At 73.9% G+C, this 20,077-nt stretch carries 13 protein-coding genes; 6 read left to right on the top strand and 7 right to left on the bottom strand.

The window, feature by feature from the left end:
• Window positions 1–27: 27 nt before the first annotated feature.
• From PH191_RS03640 to PH191_RS03620, 5 genes are read right to left on the bottom strand one after another with little or no spacing between them, the layout of a single operon-like run.
• Complete coding sequence (locus tag PH191_RS03640) at window positions 28–369, bottom strand: TraR/DksA family transcriptional regulator (RefSeq protein WP_274193252.1); 342 nt, start codon at window positions 367–369, stop codon at window positions 28–30.
• 14 nt (window positions 370–383) lie between these two features.
• Window positions 384–1,604, bottom strand: coding sequence for a THUMP-like domain-containing protein (locus PH191_RS03635; RefSeq protein ID WP_274193673.1), 1,221 nt, complete (start codon window positions 1,602–1,604; stop codon window positions 384–386).
• Window positions 1,601–2,542: a class I SAM-dependent methyltransferase gene (locus PH191_RS03630; RefSeq protein ID WP_274193251.1), complete on the bottom strand. Its 942-nt coding sequence runs from the start codon at window positions 2,540–2,542 to the stop codon at window positions 1,601–1,603. Before PH191_RS03630 ends, PH191_RS03635 begins: the two co-directional genes overlap by 4 nt.
• Entirely contained in the window at window positions 2,539–3,318 is a 780-nt protein-coding gene (locus PH191_RS03625) for an enoyl-CoA hydratase/isomerase family protein (protein WP_274193250.1), read from the bottom strand. The genes PH191_RS03630 and PH191_RS03625 overlap by 4 nt, the downstream gene beginning before the upstream one ends.
• 39 nt (window positions 3,319–3,357) lie before the next feature.
• Complete coding sequence (locus PH191_RS03620; RefSeq protein ID WP_274193249.1) at window positions 3,358–4,122, bottom strand: ABC transporter ATP-binding protein; 765 nt, start codon at window positions 4,120–4,122, stop codon at window positions 3,358–3,360.
• A gap of 153 nt (window positions 4,123–4,275) precedes the next feature.
• On the opposite strand from PH191_RS03620, the gene glgX reads away from it, so the two are divergent.
• Window positions 4,276–6,327, top strand: a complete 2,052-nt coding sequence (glgX, locus tag PH191_RS03615; RefSeq protein ID WP_274193248.1) for a glycogen debranching protein GlgX — start codon at window positions 4,276–4,278, stop codon at window positions 6,325–6,327.
• A gap of 52 nt (window positions 6,328–6,379) precedes the next feature.
• Here the strand turns inward: glgX and PH191_RS03610 are convergent, their stop codons facing one another.
• Together PH191_RS03610 and glgP are read right to left on the bottom strand one after the other, a co-directional pair.
• Window positions 6,380–7,291 carry a DUF559 domain-containing protein gene (locus tag PH191_RS03610; protein WP_274193247.1) on the bottom strand — a complete coding sequence of 304 codons (912 nt, stop codon included), beginning with the start codon at window positions 7,289–7,291 and terminating at the stop codon, window positions 6,380–6,382.
• Between the two features lie 116 nt (window positions 7,292–7,407).
• Complete coding sequence (gene glgP / locus PH191_RS03605) at window positions 7,408–9,945, bottom strand: alpha-glucan family phosphorylase (protein ID WP_274193246.1); 2,538 nt, start codon at window positions 9,943–9,945, stop codon at window positions 7,408–7,410.
• A gap of 1,841 nt (window positions 9,946–11,786) precedes the next feature.
• Between glgP and PH191_RS03600 the strand changes: the two genes are divergently transcribed.
• The 5 genes from PH191_RS03600 to glgB all read left to right on the top strand — a co-directional run bounded on the left by PH191_RS03600 (window position 11,787) and on the right by glgB (window position 20,036).
• On the top strand, window positions 11,787–13,883 hold the full coding sequence (locus PH191_RS03600; protein WP_274193672.1) for an alpha-1,4-glucan--maltose-1-phosphate maltosyltransferase: 2,097 nt from the start codon (window positions 11,787–11,789) through the stop codon (window positions 13,881–13,883).
• A 104-nt stretch (window positions 13,884–13,987) separates the two neighbouring features.
• A complete protein-coding gene (locus PH191_RS03595; RefSeq protein WP_274193245.1) occupies window positions 13,988–14,488 on the top strand; it encodes an FxsA family protein in 501 nt (166 codons plus the stop codon).
• Between the two features lie 66 nt (window positions 14,489–14,554).
• A complete protein-coding gene (treS, locus tag PH191_RS03590; RefSeq protein WP_274193244.1) occupies window positions 14,555–16,363 on the top strand; it encodes a maltose alpha-D-glucosyltransferase in 1,809 nt (602 codons plus the stop codon).
• The gene (locus PH191_RS03585) at window positions 16,363–17,811 is read left to right on the top strand and encodes a maltokinase N-terminal cap-like domain-containing protein (RefSeq protein WP_274193243.1); all 1,449 of its coding nucleotides are present in this window, start codon (window positions 16,363–16,365) and stop codon (window positions 17,809–17,811) included. The genes treS and PH191_RS03585 overlap by 1 nt, the downstream gene beginning before the upstream one ends.
• Window positions 17,808–20,036 carry a 1,4-alpha-glucan branching protein GlgB gene (gene glgB / locus PH191_RS03580; protein WP_274193242.1) on the top strand — a complete coding sequence of 743 codons (2,229 nt, stop codon included), beginning with the start codon at window positions 17,808–17,810 and terminating at the stop codon, window positions 20,034–20,036. The genes PH191_RS03585 and glgB overlap by 4 nt, the downstream gene beginning before the upstream one ends.
• Window positions 20,037–20,077 lie beyond the last annotated feature (41 nt).

Below are 20,077 nucleotides of genomic sequence, written 5' to 3'. Positions count from 1 at the left end.
CGCGAGGACCGGGCCGCGGGCACGACGTTACGCGGCGTCGGCGTGCTCCCGGCACGTGTCGGCCTGCGGGCGCGCCTCGAGACGCTCGTCGTCGATGTCCGCGCCACACACACGGCACCGACCCCAGGTGCCGTCGTCGAGACGCGCGAGGGCGGCGTCGATGTCGGCGATCTGGCGGCTGCTCTCGTCGGCGAGACCCTGGCGCTCCATGGACTCCTCGACCTCGGAGCCGTAGTCGCCCGGGTGCTGCCCCAGCGCTCCCTCCTGCTGCACGGCCACGGTGGGTGCGTGCTCGCGGGACCACGAGCCCATCTCACGCAGCCGGTCGCGCTCCTCACTCAGCACGCGGCGGGCCTTCTCGGCGTCCATGGGCTGGTGCCTCCTCATCGTGGGTCGGAGATCGCGGATACCCGGTCGCTCACCGCCTCGCACACGTACGCCTCCGGCCCGGTCTCGAGGCGGGCCAGGACGACGGTCGCCTCCTGCGAACCGGCGAGCTTGAGGCGGGGCCGCAGGGCGTTCGGGTCGACGTCGAGGCCGCGGACGAGGATCTCGACGCGGCCCACGCCGCGCCGGCGCAGGGTCGTGCGCAGCGTCTTCTCGCTGTAGCGCCCGTGCTCGAGCACCCGGAACGCCCGGATGCCCGGCGGCGGGGCGTCGCCGGTGAGGTAGGCGAGGTGCTCGTCGACCCGCCACAACCCGTGGCGCGCGCCGTACTGGCGCACCAGCCCGGCGCGGACGACGGCGCCGTCGGGGTCGACGATCCACTCGCCCGCCGGGCCCACCGGGCAGTCGTCGTCCTCGGCGTCGGTGACCTCCCAGCCCGGGCCGCGGCTCGACAGCACGGTCGCCCGCCGGCGGGTCGTCGCGAGCCCCGCGGACCACAGCGCCGCCTCGCGGACCCGGCCGTCGAGGCTCACGAGCTCGACCTCGGCCGCCCAGGGCACGAGCGCGGGATCGAGTCCCGGGGCCGTCGACACCACCACGTCGTGTGCGTGGCGATACGGACGCTCGACGTCAGCGGCGCCACGCCGCGGACATGTCCCGGCCGCCTCCACGAGCTCATCCAGCGGCGGCACGAAGTCGGCGGGGCGCCAGGTCCGGCGGCCGGAGGCCGTGCGGCGCGCCGGGTCGGCGACGAGGACCGTGTCCCGGGTGACGGGCGCGAGGGCGTCGGCGCGCACCAGGGGCACGCTGGGCACGTTGACGCGCGCCATCGCCAGGCGCACCGGGTCGAGGTCGGAGCCCACCAGCCGCGAGGCCGTGTGCCGCAGGGCGTCGAGCTCCGCGCCCACCGAGCAGGTCACGTCGTGCACGTCCCGACCCGCGAGCCGCGACGCCCGGTGCGCGGCGACCGGCGCCGCGGTGGCCTGCTCGGCGGCGTCCGCGGTCAGCAGCCAGCCGTCCGGGACGCGCCCGCGGACCCGCGCCTGCAGCAACGCGGTTTCGAGCACGGGTGCGGCCCGGTCGCCGAGACGCTCGCGCAGCACCGTCACCGCCCGCAGACGGTCGTCGCCCACCAGCTCGGACGCCCGGAGGACGGCCTCTCGCCCCGCCGACGACGCGAGGTACGCGACGTCGTCGAGGGTGAAGGAGTACGTCAGAGCGACACCGGATCGGGCGGCCGCACCCCGGTGACCAGCGCGTTGTAGAACAGCGAGCGGGGCACGACCTTCGACAGCACGTGCTCGTCGACCCACGAGAGCCGCTGCCAGGTGCGGTAGGCGAACATCGCCCACCCCATGCCCAGCTTCTCGGGCGGCACCGCGGCCTCGAACGTGCGCACCGGCCAGCCGAACACCGCCGCCGAGAGCTCCTCGGTGACCACCCGGACGTCGACCGCGCCCGCGGCGTGGGCGTAGCGCTCGAGGCGGTCGGGGTCGAAGACGTGCTGGTCGACCACCGACTCGAGCGCGGCCGCCCGCGACGACTCGTCGAGCTCGGCCTGCGGCTTGAGCCACGACGACGGCGCCAGCCGCGTCGTCGCCCACCACGTCGCCTGGCCGAGCTTGCGGGCGTAGAGGTCGCCGAGCCGCGTCGGCTCGCCCGCGAAGACGAACCGCCCGCCCGGCTTGAGCACCCGCAGGATCTCGCGGAACGCCGTGTCGAGGTCGGGGATGTGGTGCAGCACCGCGTGCCCGACGACGAGGTCGACCGACGCGTCGGGCACCGGGATCGTCTCGGCGTCGGCCACGCGGCCCTCGACATCCAGGCCCAGCGCAGACGCGTTGCGCGTCGCCACCTCGACCATCCCCGGCGAGAGGTCCGTGACCGTGCCCCGGCGCGCGATCCCGCCCTGCATCAGGTTGAGCAGGAAGAACCCGGTGCCACAGCCCAGCTCGAGGGCGTGGTCGTAGGTCTCTGCTCCCGGGCTCACCGCCCGGAAGCGGTCCACCGCGAACGTCGTGCAGCGCTCGTCGAACGAGATCGACCACTTCTCGTCGTACGAGACCGACTCCCAGTCGTGGTAGAGGACGTTCGCGAGCTTGGGGTCGTCGCGGGCCGCGTCGACCTCGGCCTGCGACGGGTGGGACACGCTCATCGGCCCAGGAACTGGGCCTTGCCGGGCCCGTTCTCGGCGAACGACCGCATGCCGATCGTCTGGTCCTCGGTGCCGAACAGCGCCGCGAACATCTCGCTCTCGAGGTTCAGGCCGGTGCGCAGGTCGGTGTCGAGCCCACGATCGATGGCGGCCTTGGCGGCGGCGATCGCGCGGGTCGGGCCGTTGACGAACTGGGTCGCCCACGCGTGCGCCCGGCTGTAGACCTCGTCGGGGGCGACGACCTCGTCGACCATCCCGAGCGCCAGCGCCTCCTCGGCCTTGTACATCCGGCCGGTGAAGATCACGTCCTTGGCCTTCGACGGGCCGATGAGCCGCGCGAGTCGCTGCGTCCCACCGCCGCCGGGGATGATCCCGAGCAGGATCTCCGGCTGGCCGACCTTGGCGTTGTCGCCCGCGATGCGGCGGTCGCACGACAGCGCCAGCTCGAAGCCGCCGCCGAGCGCGTAGCCGGTGATCGCGGCGACCACCGGCTTGGGGATCGTCGAGACGGCGCCGAACCCGTTCGACAGCTCGTGGGCCCGCTCGGCCATCTCGGAGTAGGTGAGCGCGGCCATCTCCTTGACGTCCGCCCCGGCGGCCAGCACCTTCTCCCCGCCGTAGACCACGACCGCGCGGACGTCCGTGCGCCCCGCGGCCTCGGCCGAGATCTCGGCCAGCTCCAGGTTCAGCTGCCGGTTCACCGCGTTCATCGGGGGCCGGTCCAGGCGGATGGTGCCCACCCCGCCCTCGACCTCGAGCCGCACGAACTCCGTCACCGGTGAGCCTCCTCGATCTGCATGAATCCGGCCGCGACCCTATCTGCGGATCGCGGTGAAGCGACCGCGGCGGCTCGCGAGCTCGAGCGGCTGCCCGAACGTCGCCGACAGGTTCTCCGACGTCATCACGTCGTCGAGCAGGCCCTGGGCGACCACCCGGCCCTCGCGCAGCAGCATCGCGTGGCTGTAGCCCGGCGGGATCTCCTCGACGTGGTGGGTGACCATCACCGTCGCCGGACCCGCCGGGTCGGCGGCCAGCTCCGTGAGCAGCTCCACGAGGTCCTCACGGGCGCCGAGGTCGAGACCCGCGGCGGGCTCGTCGAGCAGCAGGAGCTCGGGGTCGGTCATCAGCGCCCGGGCGAGCAGCACGCGCTGGCGCTCGCCGGTGGACAGCGTCCCGTAGCGCCGGTCCGCGAGCCCGATGACGCCCATCGCGTCCATCAGGCCGGCGGCGCGCCGGTCGTCCTCGGGGTCGTACTGCTCGCGCCAGGTGCCGAGGACGCCGTAGCCGGCGCTGCGCACGACGTCGTGGGCGAGCTCGTCGGGCGGCACCCGCCCCGAGAGGCTCGCCGAGGCGAGCCCGATGCGCGGACGCAGCTCGAAGACGTCGACACGCCCGAGCCGCTCCCCGAGCAGCTCGACGGGGCCCGTCGTCGGGTGCATCTCGGCCGCGGCGAGCCGCAGGAGCGTCGTCTTGCCGGCCCCGTTGGGTCCCAGCACCACCCAGCGCTCGTCGAGCTCGACGGTCCAGTCGAGGTCGGCGAGCAGGTCGTTGCCGCTGCGGCGCACGCCCACGCCGGTCATGCGGATCACGGTGTCCGGATCGGGCACGTGCTCGGTCACTCGCTGGGTCACCCCGTGGATTCGCGCCGGTGTCCACCTCGGTCACCGACATCCTGTCGGATCACACTCCGCTTCGGGCGACGGCCCGCCCCCGATCGGGCACGATCCCCTCCGATGTCCACCACCCCGATCGACGTCGGCGAACGCGGCACCCACCTGGAGGGCGACGTGCTGCGCGCGTGCGTCCCCGCCGGGCCCACCGTCGAGGCGGTGGAGCTCTGCCTCCCCGGCCCGGGCGGCGAGCGGCGCGTCGAGCTGGGCCGTTCCGGCGACGGGTGGTGGCGCGGCAGCGCCGACGGCGTCGCCCCGGGCGACCCGTACGGCCTGCGCGTCCACGGCCCGTGGGAGCCGGGGCGCGGGGTGCGCACGAACCCCGCGAAGTTCCTCGTCGACCCCTGGACGCGTCGCGTCGAGGGGTCGGTCACCTCCCTGGCGGCCGCGCGCGCCTTCGACGGCACCGACCCGTTCTCCGCCCGCCCCGACCACCACGACTCGGCGGGGTCGGTGCCGCACGGCATCGTCACCGTCCCGCTGGAGCCCATGACGGGCGCGCGGCCGGGGGTGCCGTGGCCGGACACGGTGATCTACGAGACCCACGTCCGCGACCTCACGATGCGCCACCCGGACGTCCCCGAGCACCTGCGCGGCACCTACGCCGGGCTCGGCCACCCCGCGGTGATCGACCACCTCGTCGGGCTCGGGGTGACGACGCTGGAGCTGCTGCCGGTGTTCGCCCACGCCGACGAGCCGAGCCTGCTCTCCCGCGGGCGCACCAACCACTGGGGCTACTCGACGCTCGCCTACCTCGCCCCGCAGCCGCGCTACGCGTCGACTCCCGGCCGCGAGGTCGAGGAGTTCCGGGCGATGGTCGCGACCCTGCACGCCGCGGGCCTCGAGGTCGTGCTCGACGTCGTGTTCAACCACACCTGCGAGGGCGGCGCCGACGGCCCGTCGCTGTCGTGGCGCGGCCTGGACGCCGCGGGCTGGTACGCCCTCGACGCGCGGGGCCGCGACGTCGACCTCACCGGCTGCGGCAACACCCTCGACGCCGCGTCGCCGCTGGTCCGGAGCCTGGTCGTCGACTCGCTGCGCCACTGGGTGACGACGATGGGCGTCGACGGCTTCCGCTTCGACCTCGCCTCGACCCTGGGACGACCCCGCGGCGGCGGCTTCGACCCGTCCGCGCCGTTGCTCACCGACATCACCTCGGACCCGGTGCTCTCGACCGTCAAGCTGATCGCCGAGCCCTGGGACGCCACCGGCGAGGGCTACCAGGTGGGCGGTTTCGGGCCTGCGTGGGCGGAGTGGAACGGACGGTTCCGCGACGACGTGCGCGACTTCTGGCGCGGCCACGGCCCGCTCTCGGCGATCGTCACCCGCATCGCCGGCTCCTCGGACCTGTACTGGCCCGCCCGCACCCCGGCCGCGTCGGTCAACTTCGTGACCGCGCACGACGGCTTCACCCTCGCCGACCTCGTGTCCTACGAGCACAAGCACAACGAGGCCAACGGCGAGCAGGGCCGCGACGGCACCGACGACAACCGGTCGGCCAACCACGGCGTCGAGGGGCCGACCTCCGACCCGGCGATCCTGGCGCTGCGGGACCGGCAGGCGCGCAACCTGCTCACCACGCTGCTGCTCTCGGCCGGCACCCCGATGCTCCTGGGCGGCGACGATCTCGGCCACACCCAGCACGGCAACAACAACGCCTACTGCGCCGACGACGAGACGTCCTGGCGCGCGTGGGACTCGTCGGAGCTCGTCGACTTCATCGCCCGCGCGCTGTCCCTGCGGCGCGCCACCCCGGCGCTGCGGCGCACCGACTTCTTCTACGGCCGCGCCGACACCGACCCCGACGACGCCGCCCCGGACATCGCCTGGCTGCACCCCGACGGCCGCGAGTTCACCGAGCCCGACTTCCACGCCCACGGCCGGACGCTCGTGGTCCGCGTCGACGCGGCGCCCTCGCTGCTGCTGGTGCTCCACTCCGGCGACGCCCCGGTCGACGTCCTCCTGCCCGCCGCCTTCGGCGACGCCGCCTGGACCCCGGTGCTCGACGCCGGCACGCCCGGCGGCGCCCCGGAGACCACCGACCCCCTGCCCGCCGGCGAGCCCCTCGCCGTCCCGGCCCACACGGCCCTGGTGCTGCGGGCGGTGCCGTCCTAGATCTCTGTTCGTGGAGCGTGCGTTCCGCTGAGCGGAGCGTTCGCTCCAGGTATCAGGATCTTGCCCGCAACGTCCTGCGGAGACGGGCGAAGAACGTCGCCGGGTCCTCGCGGAGCTCGTACCAGTGGGTGCGCAGGACCACCCAGCCCTCGGCGGCCAGCGCCGACTGGCGGGGCCCGTCGACGAGGAAGGCCCGCAGGCCCCGGTGGTACGCCCACCCGTCGACCTCGACGATCACCTTCTCCTCCTCGAACACCACGTCACCGAGCGCCCGGCCGTAGCCGGGCAGGACGATCTCGGTGTTCGCCGACCACCCGGTGATCCCCGCCCGGTCCAGCCCTCCGTGCAGCGCCCGCTCCGCCCACGACCGCGCGCCACCGTCCGCGAGGGCGATGAGTTCGGCACCGAGCACCGCTCCGCGGCGTCCCGCTGTCCTCGTGTGCGTGTCCCGCAGGCTCTCGAGGCTCACCGACCCCCTCTGCAGGGCGCGGTCCGCCACTCGCGCCCCCTCCTCGAGACCGAGGACCGTCGCGGCGTCGAGCACCGTGAGCGCCCTCGTCGTCACGGCGACGCCGCCGACCCGGGTGCGGTCGAGCGGGTCGATCACACGGCGAGAGACGGCGACGTCGTCACGCGGTCGTGGACGGCGGCCCGGCGGTACCGCGGCACGAGGTCGCCCGGGCGCCGTGTCGTGCAGCCCCCACCACCACGCGGCGGAGGTGTCGACGAGCGTGGCGTCGGGTCCCAGCGACAACAGGGCCGCGACGGCGCGGGACCGCGGGGTCTCGTCGTGCTCGGCCACCTGGTACACCCGCGGGCCGGCCGGGAACCACGCCTTCGCCGCGACCTTGCGGGCCACCGCCTGGCGCGAGTAGCCGGCAGCTCTCGCCTGGTCGAGACTCACCACCCCGTACTGGCGGCGGATCAGTCGGCGGAGCGTGATGAGTTGCGCGTCGGTACTCACGTCCCCTTCGACGCACCCGCGCGATCCCCGGATCCATACCGGATCCGAGCAAGATCCGGAATCGTGGAGCGAACGCTCCGCTCAGCGGAACGATCGCTCCACGATCGGAGATCTTGCTACGCCGGCAGCACGACCCGGCCCAGCTCCGCGGGGGCGGCGAGGAGGTCGTGGCGGGGCAGCACGCGCACCGTGTAGCCCAGGACGCCGGCGTGCGGAAGGGCGACGACGGCCTCGAAGCGGTGCGAGCCGTCGTGGCCCGGGCCGATCGAGGTCATCGGCTGGACCGTCGACTCCGAGAGCTCGTCGGCGTCGTCGGCGCGGCCCACGACGGCCTGGACGAGCACCTCGGAGGGGTCGAGACCTCCGAGCACGACCTCCGCGCGCACGGTCATCGGCGCCCCGAGCACCGGGGTGTCCGCGCCGCCCGAGGCGTCGACCTCGGCGACGGTCACCGACGACCAGGCGGCGTCGAGGCGCGCGCGGTAGGTCGCCAGCTCCTTGGCGCCGGCCCACCCGTCGGCCACGACGCGCGCGGCGGACCGGGCGGCGGGGGCGTACCACTGCTCGACGTAGTCGGTGACCATCCGCGTCGCCTGAACCTTCGGCGAGAGCGTCGCGAGCGTGTGGCGCACGAGTGCGGTCCAGCGGTCGGGCACGCCGTCGGCGCCGCGGTCGTAGAACAGCGGCGCGACCTGCGTCGAGAGCAGGTCGTAGAGGGCGTTCGCCTCGATGTCGTCGCGGCGGTCGGGGTCGTCGACGCCGTCGGCGGTCGGGATCGCCCAGCCGTTGCGGCCGTCGTAGAGCTCGTCCCACCAGCCGTCGCGCACCGACAGGTTGAGCCCGCCGTTGAGCGCCGACTTCATCCCCGACGTGCCGCACGCCTCGAGCGGGCGCAGCGGGTTGTTCAGCCAGACGTCGCAGCCCCAGTACAGGTACCGCGCCATCGACATGTCGTAGTCGGGCAGGAACGCGATCCGGTGGCGCACGCCGTTGTCGTCGGCGAAGTGGACCATCTGCTGGATGAGGGCCTTGCCCGACTCGTCGGCCGGGTGCGACTTGCCCGCGATCACGAGCTGCACGGGGCGCTCGGGGTCGAGCAGGATCGACCTGAGCCGCTCGGGGTCGCGCAGCATGAGCGTCAGCCGCTTGTAGGTCGGGACGCGGCGCGCGAAGCCGATGGTGAGCACGTCCGGGTCGAAGATGCGCTCGGTCCACGCCAGCTCCGGCTCGGACGCGCCGCGCTGCAGCCACGACGCCCGCACCCGCCGGCGGACCTCCTCGACGAGACGCCGGCGCAGCGTCCCGCGCAGCTCCCAGAGCAGGGAGTCGGAGACGCCGAACAGCTCCGGGCTGCCCGAGGCCTCGACCCCGGCGGTGAGCCCACCGATCTCGCGGGCGGTCCAGGTGGGGCCGTGGACGCCGTTGGTCACCGAGCCGATCGGCACCTCGGGGGCGTCGAACCCGCCCCACAGGGACTGGAACATCCCGCGCGAGACCTCGCCGTGCAGCTGCGAGACACCGTTCGAGCGCTGCGCGAGGCGCAGGCCCATGTGCGCCATGTTGAACATGTCGCCGGCCGGCTCGCGGCCGAGCGAGAGGACCCGGGACGGCTCGATGCCCGGCAGCATGTCGGCGGTGAAGTAGTGCTCGACGAGGCCGACCGGGAAGCGGTCGATGCCCGCGGGCACCGGGGTGTGGGTGGTGAAGACGGTGCCGGCGCGGACGGTCGCGAGCGCCTGCTCGAAGTCGAGGCCGGCGTCGGCGACGAGCTCGCGGATGCGCTCGAGCCCGAGGAAGCCCGCGTGGCCCTCGTTGGTGTGGAACACCTCGGGCGCCGGGTGCCCGGTCAGCCCGCAGAACGCGCGGACCGCCCGCACACCGCCGATGCCGACGAGGATCTCCTGGCGGATGCGGTGCTCGGCGTCGCCGCCGTAGAGGCGGTCGGTGATCTGGCGCAGGTCGGGGTCGTTCTCCTCGATGTCGGCGTCGAGCAGCAGCAGCGGCACGCGGCCGACCGACGCCACCCACACCCGCGCGCGCAGCGTCCGGCCGCCGGGCATCGCGACGCCGATCAGGACCTGCTCCCCCGAGGAGTCCGCGAGCAGGTGCAGCGGCAGGCCCTGGGGGTCGAGCGCCGGGTACTGCTCCTGCTGCCAGCCGTCGAGCGAGAGCGACTGGCGGAAGTAGCCGGAGCGGTAGAGCAGGCCGACCGCGACCAGCGGCACGCCGAGGTCGCTCGCCGCCTTGAGGTGGTCGCCCGCGAGGATGCCGAGCCCACCGGAGTAGTTCGGCAGGACCTCGCTGACCCCGAACTCCATCGAGAAGTAGCCGATCGCCGACGGCAGGCCCTCCGAGGCGCGGCCCTGGTACCAGCGCGGCTCGCGGAGGTAGGCGCGCAGGTCCTCGGCGCGCTCCTGCACGCGGCCGACGAACCCGGCGTCCTCGGCCAGCTCGGCCAGACGCTGGGGACGGACCTCGCCGAGCATCCGGACGGGGTCGCCGCCGCAGGAGCGCCACACCGCCTCGTCGACGCCCGCGAACAGGTCCTGCGTGGGCCCGTGCCACGTCCAGCGCAGGTTCATCGCGAGCTCCTGGAGGGGCGCGAGAGCGGCCGGGAGCTGGGCACGGACAGAGAAGCGACGCAGAGCCTTCACGTGGCCGGAGCCTACGGCTCGACCCGCGACGCGCCGTGCGGGCCCACCTTCCCTGGATCGATCCCATGACTACGCTGCGTGGCGTGAGTGCGTTGGGGAGATGGTGGCGGTCCGGACGACGTTCCGAGGAGGCGCAGGGCCGGGACGAGGCCCCGCCCGAACCCTCGACGGAGCCGCCCCGCGACGTCACCGGGGAGCAGGCCACCGTCGGGTCCGACGGCGCCAGCAGCCCGCCCTTCCTCGGCGGTGGCGCGACCGAGACCGGCAGCGGGACCGGAGAGGTCGAGACCGGCCCGCCGTCGGGTTCCTGGCGCCGCAGGCGACGGGGCTGGGGTTCGGCCGAGGACGTCGAGGTCGGGCCTCCCCCGCCGCCCGACGCCCGCCCGCACGGGCCCACCACCGGCCCGTTCCCGATGCCCGGGCGCACCACCGGCCCGCCGGCCGGCGGCATCCCGATGCCCGGCCGCCCGGCCGGCCCGCCCTCGGGGGGCTTCCCGTCGCCGATCGAGCGATCGGAGCGGCCCACCGAGCGACCCCTCGTCCCGCCGTTCGGGACGTACGGCCCCACGCCCCCGACGTCCGACGACCCGGTGACGCCCGCCAACGGCTTCCACGCGGTCGGCGGGGACATGCCCGGCATGCCGACCGGGACGGAGACCGGCGGCTCCCCCACCCCGACGCTGCCGCCGTGGCGCCGGCCCGCGACCCCGCCCTGGGGCGTCGCCACCGGTCGGCCCGCCACGCGCCCCTCGTCGCACCCCGACCGGCCGTCCGCATCGATTCCGCCGGTTGCGGGTAGCGGACCAGGCATGACCTCGTCGTCGGACCGCGATCACGACCAGACGACCGGACGTGTGACCCCGCCGGTCGGGGACCGTCCTGCCCCGGATCGTCCCGCTGCGGACAGGCCCGAGCTCCCCGCCGACGACGCGTCCTGGTTCATCCCCCGGACGCCCTACGCGCCCGTCGGCTCCGCGGCTCCCACGAACGACGAGCCCGAGACGACGACCGTGAGCACCGGCGACGCCTCGCAGGACTCCTCGACCGACGGTGCGACCGACACCGCGACCGGCTCCGGCCCGGGCTGGCGTACCGCCGCCGCGGGCGCCGCAGGCCTGGGCGTCGCCGGGCTCGCGGCCGGGGCTGCCTCGCGGTCCGGCGACCGCCCCGAGGAGCAGGCGAGCGCCCCCGAGAGCACCACGGCGAGCGCCCCCGAGAGCACCCCCGAGAGCACCCCCGAGAACACCACTCCGCCCCGCACGCGTCCGTGGCCGGACACCTCGGGCCTCGGGTCGCCCGCGGCGAGCACGCCCGACCCCGCCGACCCGCCGGCGACGACCGTGTCCTCGGGAGACGGTGCCGACCCGACCCCCTCGTCGAGCACATCCGACCCCGTCGACCCGCCGGCCACGACCGTGTCCTCGGGACACGGTCGCCACCTCGTCCCGGACGACGACGACCCCCTCGGCATCGGACCGCTGCCGGTCGACCCCGCCGACGACCCCGACGACGACCCCGACGACCACGCGGGCTCGGGGCTCGCCCCCGACCACCCGCGCGACGAGGTCCCGGCCGTGGACACCGCGGCGTCCGCCGACACCGACCTGCGTGGCGGTGACGCCCCCGGCGACGTCACCGTGACCGACCCCGACGGTGCGGACGTCCCGGCCGAGGAGCCGGCCGGCGCCCCGGCGACGGACGCCGACGCGGTCTCGCCCACGGCCGCCGCGCCCGCCACGAGCCCCGACACGACCACGACAGAGGCCCCCGCGACGACGGACGCCACCCCCACCCCGGCGCCCCGCGCCGGCATCCCCGCCGACGCGATCGACCGGCACGCCCTGCCCCAGGGCCGGCTCGGGATCGACGAGGTCACGCCCGAGGTCTCCGGCGGGCGGTTCCCGTCGAAGGCCGTGGTCGGCGAGGTCGTCCCGGTCGAGGCGACGGTGTGGCGCGAGGGCCACGACGCCGTCGCGGCGACCCTGGTCTGGCAGCGCTGCGGCGTCCGGAGCCACGGGCAGGATCCCGACGCCACGATCCCGTGCGGCGACGAGGCCCCGCGGAGCACGCGCATGGTGCCGACGGGCCCACTCACCGACCGGTTCGCCGGCCAGGTGGTCCCCGACGCCGAGGGCCTGTGGAGCTTCCGCATCGACGCGTGGAGCGACCCGTGGGCGACGTGGCGCCACGCCGTCGACGTCAAGACGCGGGCCGGCCAGGGGGCCGCCGAGCTGTCCAACGACCTCGAGTCCGGTGCCCGCCTGCTCGAGCGGGCGGCCGACGGCATCGAGCAGCGCCTGCGCGACACCCCCCGCATCGCGGAGGACGACCCCGCGAGCGAGCGCACGGGCGGCATCGCGATGCCCCCGGTGCTCGACCTCGCCCGCACGCTGACGAAGGCCGCCGCGGAGCTGCGCGACACCGACCTCGAGCTGCCCCAGCGCGTCGGGCTCGCGCTGTCGGTGCCCGTCCACCGCACCATGACCGAGTACCCGGTGCGGGAGCTCGTCACCGAGGGCGAGACCCACCACGTCCAGGTCGAGCGCTCGCTCGCCCTGGCCGGCGCCTGGTACGAGTTCTTCCCCCGCTCCACGGGCGGCTGGGACGCCGAGGGCCGGCCGGTGCACGGCACGTTCGCCACCGCCACCCGCGAGCTGGATCGCGCGGCCGCCATGGGTTTCGACATCGCCTACCTGCCGCCGATCCACCCGGTGGGCACGGTCAACCGCAAGGGGCCGAACAACACCCTGACCCCCGGGCCCGAGGACGTCGGCTCCCCGTGGGCCATCGGCTCGGCGGCGGGCGGTCACGACGCGATCGACCCGAACCTCGGGACGATCGAGGACTTCGACGCGTTCGTCGCCCACGCGCACGAGCTGGGCCTCGAGGTGGCCCTGGACCTGGCGCTGCAGTGCGCGCCGGACCACCCCTGGGCCCTCGAGCACCCGGAGTGGTTCACGATCCGCCCCGACGGGACGATCGCCTACGCCGAGAACCCGCCGAAGAAGTACCAGGACATCTACCCGGTCAACTTCGACACCGACCCCGAGGGCATCTACGCCGAGGTCCTGCGGATCGTCCTGTACTGGATGGAGCACGGCGTCCGCGTGTTCCGGGTGGACAACCCGCACACGAAGCCGCCGAACTTCTGGAACTGGCTGATCGCCGAGGTGCACCGCCGGGACCCGGGCGTGATCTTCCTGGCCGAGGCGTTCACCCGCCCCGCGCGGCTGTTCGGGCTGGCCAAGGCCGGCTTCAGCCAGAGCTACACGTACTTCACGTGGCGCACGGGCCGCGACGAGCTGCGCGAGTTCTTCGAGCTGCACCGCGACCGGCTCGACGAGTGCCGACCGAACTGCTTCGTCAACACCCCGGACATCCTCCACGAGTCGCTGCAGGTCGGCGGCCCGGGCATGTTCGCGATCCGGGCGGCGCTCGCGGCCACGCTGAGCCCGAGCTGGGGCGTCTACGCGGGCTTCGAGCTCTTCGAGCACCAGCCCGTGCGCCCGGGCAGCGAGGAGTACCTGGACTCGGAGAAGTACCAGCTGCGCCCCCGCGACTTCGCCGGCGCGCTGGCCGAGGGCCGCAGCCTCGAGCCGTGGATCACCCGGCTCAACCAGCTGCGCCGCGACCACCCCGCGCTGCGCCAGCTGCGGACGGTGCGGTTCCACGACACCGACAACGAGGCGCTGCTCGCCTACTCGAAGACCGACCCGCTCACCGGGGACACTCTGCTGTGCGTCGTCACGCTCAACCCCTTCGGCATCGAGGAGGGCAACCTGCACCTCGACATGTCGGCCCTGGGCCTCGAGCGCCACGACCGGTTCGGTGCGTACGACGAGGTCAGCGGGCAGACCTTCGAGTGGGGCGAGACGAACTACGTGCGCCTCGAGCCGTGGCGGGACGTCGCGCACGTCATCTCGGTGCTGCGCCGATAGCCGGGAGACCCGCAGACCCTGTGCGCCCGCTGAGAACCGGGCGCATCGGGCACGATCCGGGGGCGCCGGGCGTTGCACCGGACGAGAGCCCTGGGAGGTCCACCGTGCGCGTACTCGTCGCCCTGGCGGTCGGTCTGGCCGTCGAGATCACCGTCCTCGTCCTGGTCGGACAGGCCATCGGGTTCTGGGGTCTGCTCGGGGTCCTGGTCCTGTCCGCGGTCGTCGGCTTCTGGGCCCTGCGTCACGAGGGCCGGCGCTCGCTGGTCGAGCTCGGTCGCGCCGCGCGCTCCGGGCGGCCCGCCGAGGCCGAGGTCGCCGACGGCATGTACGTGGCGCTCGCGGGCGTCCTGCTGGTGGTGCCCGGCCTGCTGTCCACCCTCGCCGCGCTCGTCCTGCTGGTCCCTCCGGTGCGCCGGGCGCTCGCCCGCCGCGCCGCCGACCGCGCGGTGCGCGCCGGCAGCGCGCGGATGGGCCCGACGGTCACCGTCGCCGGCGTCGGCGGCCCCGCCGGTCCGACCTGGGGAGCGCGCCCGGACCCGGCCGGCACCCGCTCGTTCCGCGGCACGGTCATCGAGGCCCGACCGGCCGACGACCCCGACTCCTGACGGTCGTCGGGCCGCTGTCCGCCCGGTGCCGCGCGTGGCCGGGCTGGACCACTAGCGTGACGCCTGATGAACGAGGGAGTCAGTACCGAGGCGGGCACGGTGGCGAACGAGGAGTCCGGCGCCCACGTCCGGGACCACACCGAGGACAAGGGCGCCCACGCCGTCGAGGAACCGAGCGCCGCGGCGTTCCGGCACGCGCGGACACTGCCCGTCTCCGGGGACTGGTACAAGCGCGCCGTCTTCTACGAGGTGCTGGTCCGGGCGTTCGCCGACTCCAACCGCGACGGGTTCGGCGACCTGCGCGGGCTGATCGAGAAGCTCGACTACCTGGCCTGGCTCGGCGTCGACTGCCTGTGGCTGCCACCGTTCTACGACTCGCCGCTGCGTGACGGCGGTTACGACATCCGCGACTTCCGCAAGGTGCTCGGCGAGTTCGGCACGGTCGAGGACTTCGTCGAGCTGCTCGACCAGGCGCACGCCCGGGGCATCCGCGTCATCACCGACCTCGTCATGAACCACACCTCGGACCAGCACCACTGGTTCCAGGAGTCCCGTCGCGACCCCGAGGGGCCCTACGGCGACTTCTACGTCTGGTCGGACGACGACACGCGCTGGTCCGAGGCCCGGATCATCTTCGTCGACACCGAGGCCTCGAACTGGACCTACGACTCCCAGCGCGGGCAGTTCTACTGGCACCGGTTCTTCTCCCACCAGCCCGACCTGAACTTCGACAACCCCGCCGTGTGCGAGGCGATGCTCGACACGCTGCGGTTCTGGCTGGACCTCGGGATCGACGGGTTCCGCCTCGACGCGGTGCCCTACCTCTTCGAACGCGACGGCACGAACGGCGAGAACCTCCCCGAGACGCACGCGTTCCTCAAGCGGGTGCGCAAGGTGGTCGACGACGAGTACCCGGGCCGCGTCCTGCTGGCCGAGGCCAACCAGTGGCCGTCGGACGTCGTCGAGTACTTCGGTGACGCCGAGATCGGCGGCGACGAGTGCCACATGGCGTTCCACTTCCCGCTGATGCCACGCATCTTCATGGCGGTGCGGCGGGAGTCGCGCTTCCCGATCTCGGAGATCCTGGCCCAGACGCCGGAGATCCCGTCGAACGCGCAGTGGGGCATCTTCCTGCGCAACCACGACGAGCTGACGCTCGAGATGGTCACCGACGACGAGCGCGACTACATGTACGCGGAGTACGCCAAGGATCCGCGGATGAAGGCCAACATCGGCATCCGCCGGCGCCTGGCCCCGCTGCTCGACAACGACCGCAACCAGCTCGAGCTCTTCACCGCCCTGCTCCTGAGCCTGCCCGGCAGCCCCGTCCTCTACTACGGCGACGAGATCGGGATGGGCGACAACATCTGGCTCGGCGACCGCGACGGGGTCCGCAGCCCGATGCAGTGGACGCCGGACCGCAACGCCGGCTTCTCCCGGTGCGACCCGGGCCGGCTCAACCTGCCGGTGATCATGGACCCGGTCTACGGGTACCAGGCGGTGAACGTCGAGGCGCAGTCCAACTCGACGGCGAGCCTGCTGCACTGGAACCGCCGCATGATCGACATCCGCAAGCAGCACCCGGCGTTCGCCCTCGGCTCGTTCCACGAGCTCGGCGGCACGAACCCGAGCGTCCTCGCCTACCTGCGTGAGCACACCGACGCAGAGGGCACCCGGGACGTCGTGCTGTGTGTGAACAACATGTCGCGCTTCCCGCAACCGGTGGAGCTCGACCTCATCGCCTGGAAGGGCATGGTCCCCACGGAACTCACCGGCGGGGTGCCCTTCCCGCCGATCGGTGAGCTCTCCTACCTGTTGACGCTGCCCGGCCACGGCTTCTACTGGTTCGCGATCCACCCGGCCGAGGAGCGCTGATGACCCCAGTCACGCCCGACGGGACACCCGACGGGTCCGCCGACCCGCTCGCCGGACTCCACGACGCCCTCATCGCCTGGCTGCCCTCGCAGCGCTGGTTCCCCGCGAAGGGCCGGCAGGTCGCCGGCGTGCGCACCGCCGCCCACTCCGTGATCTCCCGGCCCGGTGAGACGCCGACCGTCGAGCACGCGGTGATCACCGTGTCGTTCGCCGACGGGGCCGCCGAGGAGCGCTACCAGCTGGTCCTCGGGGCGCAGCACCAGCCGCCCGGCGACCTCGAGCACGCCGTGATCGGCCGGCGCTCGGCCGACCACGGCGACGACGTGGTCTACGACGGCCTCGCCGACGGACGGATCAGCCGGCTGTTCCTCGCGCTCATCACCGAGAACGCGACACGCGAGCCGCTGCGCTTCGTCGCCGAGCCCGACACCGAGCCGGTGATCGTGGGCCCCGGACGCCCGCTGCAGGGCGAGCAGTCGAACAGCTCGGTGATCTACGGCGAGCGCGCCATCCTCAAGCTCTTCCGCCGCGCGACGACCGGGCTCAACCCGGACCTCGAGCTGCACCGGGCCCTGCGCCGCGAGGGCAGCGCCGAGGTGGCGCCCCTGCTCGGGGCGATCGAGGGCTCCCTGGACGGCGAGCCGATGACCGTGGCGATGCTGCAGGAGTACGCGGCCAACTCGGCCGACGGCTGGTCGATGGCCCTGGCCAGCGTGCGCGACCTGCTCGCCGAGGCCGACCTGCGCGCCGACGAGGTCGGCGGCGACTTCGCCGGCGAGGCCCACCGGATCGGCAAGACGGTGGGCGCGGTGCACCGCGAGCTCGCCGCGGCGCTGGGCACCCGCCCGCTCGACGCGGAGGTGGCCACCGAGGTCCAGGCCTGGATGCTCGAGCGGCTCGACCGCGCCGCGGCCGCCGTCGAGGGCGTCGCCGAGCAGCGCGACGCGATCGCCGCCGTGTTCCGCGGTGTGAGCGACGCGGGCCCGACGACGATCCAGCGCATCCACGGCGACCTGCACCTCGGTCAGGAGCTGCGCACGCCCACGGGCTGGCTGGTGATCGACTTCGAGGGCGAGCCGTCGAAGCCGCTGGCCGACCGGGTGCGTCCCGACTCCCCGCTGCGCGACGTCGCCGCGATGCTGCGCTCGTTCGACTACGCCGCGTTCCACCAGCTCTCCGAACGGGAACAGGCCACCGACGATCCCGATCCGCAGCTCGGGCACCGCGCGCAGGAGTGGGCCGACCGCAACCGGTCGGCGTTCTGCGACGGCTACGCCGAGGTCGCGGGGACCGATCCCCGGGACACGCCCGAGCTGCTGCGGGCCTACGAGCTGGACAAGGCGGTGTACGAGGTGCTGTACGAGACCCGGAACCGGCCGGGGTGGGTGTCGATCCCGCTCCGGTCGATGCGCCGGCTGCTCACGCCCGCAGGGCGGAGCCAGCGATGACCCGGTCCCGTCCCCTGACCCCCGCCCCCTCGGACCTCGACGTCCACCTGCTCATGGAGGGCTCGCACCGCGACCCCCACTCGGTGCTCGGGCCGCACCGCGACCCCGAGTCGCCGGGCACCGTGATCGTGCGTGCCCTGCGCCCGGGCGCCGACGCCGTCGACGTGGTGATCGACGACGGCCCGACGGCGGGGCGCTACCCGCTCGCCGAGGTGCACGCGGCCGGCGTGTTCGCCGCCGGCGTGCCCGGGCCGCTGCCGCGCTACCGCCTCGCGACCCGGCGCACCGACGAGACCACCGGCGAGACCGTCGAGACGATCGCGGACGACCCGTACCGGTTCTCCCCGGTGCTCGGGCCCGTCGACCTGCACCTCATCGGCGAGGGCCGCCACGAGCGGCTCTGGGACGCGCTCGGCGCGCACTTCCGCCGGTGGCCCACGCCCGCGGGCCCCGTCGAGGGCACGTCGTTCGCCGTCTGGGCGCCCCACGCCCGCGGCGTGCGGGTGTGCGGCGACTGGGACGGCTGGGACGGCACGGCGACGCCGATGCGCGCGCTCGGCTCCGGCGTCTGGGAGCTGTTCGTCCCGGGCATCGGCGACGGCGCCCGCTACGGCTTCCGCATCCTCACCCCGGACGGCAACTGGCTCGATAAGGCCGACCCGATGGCCTACGCCGCCGACCTGCCGCCCACGCCGGCGTCCGTGGTCACCACGTCGACGCACGAGTGGACCGACCAGGCGTGGATGACCGCGCGGGACGCCTCGGCCCCGCACAGCGAGCCGATGAGCATCTACGAGCTGCACCCGGGCTCCTGGCGCCAGGGTCTCGGCTACCGCGAGCTCGCCGAGGAGCTCGCCGAGTACCTCACCGAGACCGGCTTCACCCACGTCGAGCTCCTGCCCGTCGCCGAGCACCCGTTCGGCGGCTCGTGGGGCTACCAGGTCAGCTCGTACTACGCGCCGACCTCGCGCTTCGGCACCCCGGACGACTTCCGGTACTTCGTCGACCGCCTGCACCGCGCGGGCATCGGCGTGATCGTCGACTGGGTGCCCGCACACTTCCCCAAGGACGAGTGGGCGCTGGCGCGCTTCGACGGCACGCCCTGCTACGAGCACGGCGACCCGCGTCGCGGCGAGCAGCTCGACTGGGGCACGCTCGTGTTCGACTTCGGGCGCTCCCAGGTGCGGAACTTCCTCGTCGCCAACGCCCTGTACTGGCTCGACGAGTTCCACATCGACGGCCTGCGCGTCGACGCCGTCGCCTCGATGCTCTACCTGGACTACTCGCGCACCGAGTGGACCCCCAACCGCTACGGCGGTCGCGAGAACCTCGAGGCGGTGTCGTTCCTCCAGGAGGTCAACGCCACCGTCTACAAGCACCACCCGAGCGTCGTGACGATCGCCGAGGAGTCCACGGCGTGGCCCGGTGTCACGCGCCCGACGCACCTCGGCGGGCTCGGCTTCGGCTTCAAGTGGAACATGGGCTGGATGCACGACACGCTCGACTACATCGGGCGCGACCCCGTGCACCGCGGCTACCACCACAACCAGATGACGTTCTCGATGACGTACGCGTACAGCGAGAACTACGTGCTGCCCCTGTCGCACGACGAGGTCGTGCACGGCAAGGGCTCGCTGTGGACGCGCCAGCCCGGTGACGACGACCGCAAGGCCGCGGGCGTGCGCGCGCTCTTCGGCTACATGTGGGCGCACCCCGGCAAGCAGCTGATCTTCATGGGCGGCGAGTTCGGCCAGGTCCGCGAGTGGTCCGAGGAGCGCTCGCTGGACTGGGAGCTGCTCGACGACCCCCGTCACGGGGGCCTGCGCCGGCTGGTGGGCGACCTCAACGCGGTCTATCGGGCGACGCCGGCCATGTACGAGCTCGACGTCGACCCGGCGGGCTTCTCGTGGATCGACGCCAACGACGCCACGGGCAACGTGCTGTCGTTCCTGCGCCACGACCGCGAGGGCAACGCCGTGGCGTGCCTGGTCAACTTCGCCGGCGTCGACCACCCGAACTACCGGGTGGGCCTGCCGCAGGCGGGTCGCTGGCGCGAGGTCATCAACACCGACGCCGACGTCTACGGCGGGCGCGGGGTCGGCAACTACGGGGCCGTCATCGCCTCGTCGAGCCCGTGGCACGGACGTCCGGCGTCCGCGGAGGTCACCCTCCCGGCGTCCGGGGTGATCTGGCTGGCCCTCGACCGCAGTTCCCCGGCCCTCTGACCCGGAACCGCACGCGCGGTGCCGACGGGCCGGGCATGATG

It is taken from the genome of Actinomycetospora callitridis (assembly GCF_028737265.1).
Classification (GTDB): Bacteria; Actinomycetota; Actinomycetes; order Mycobacteriales; family Pseudonocardiaceae; genus Actinomycetospora; species Actinomycetospora callitridis.
The sequence above is the reverse complement of the archived record's forward strand: the minus strand, read 5'-3'. Positions and strand labels throughout refer to the sequence as shown.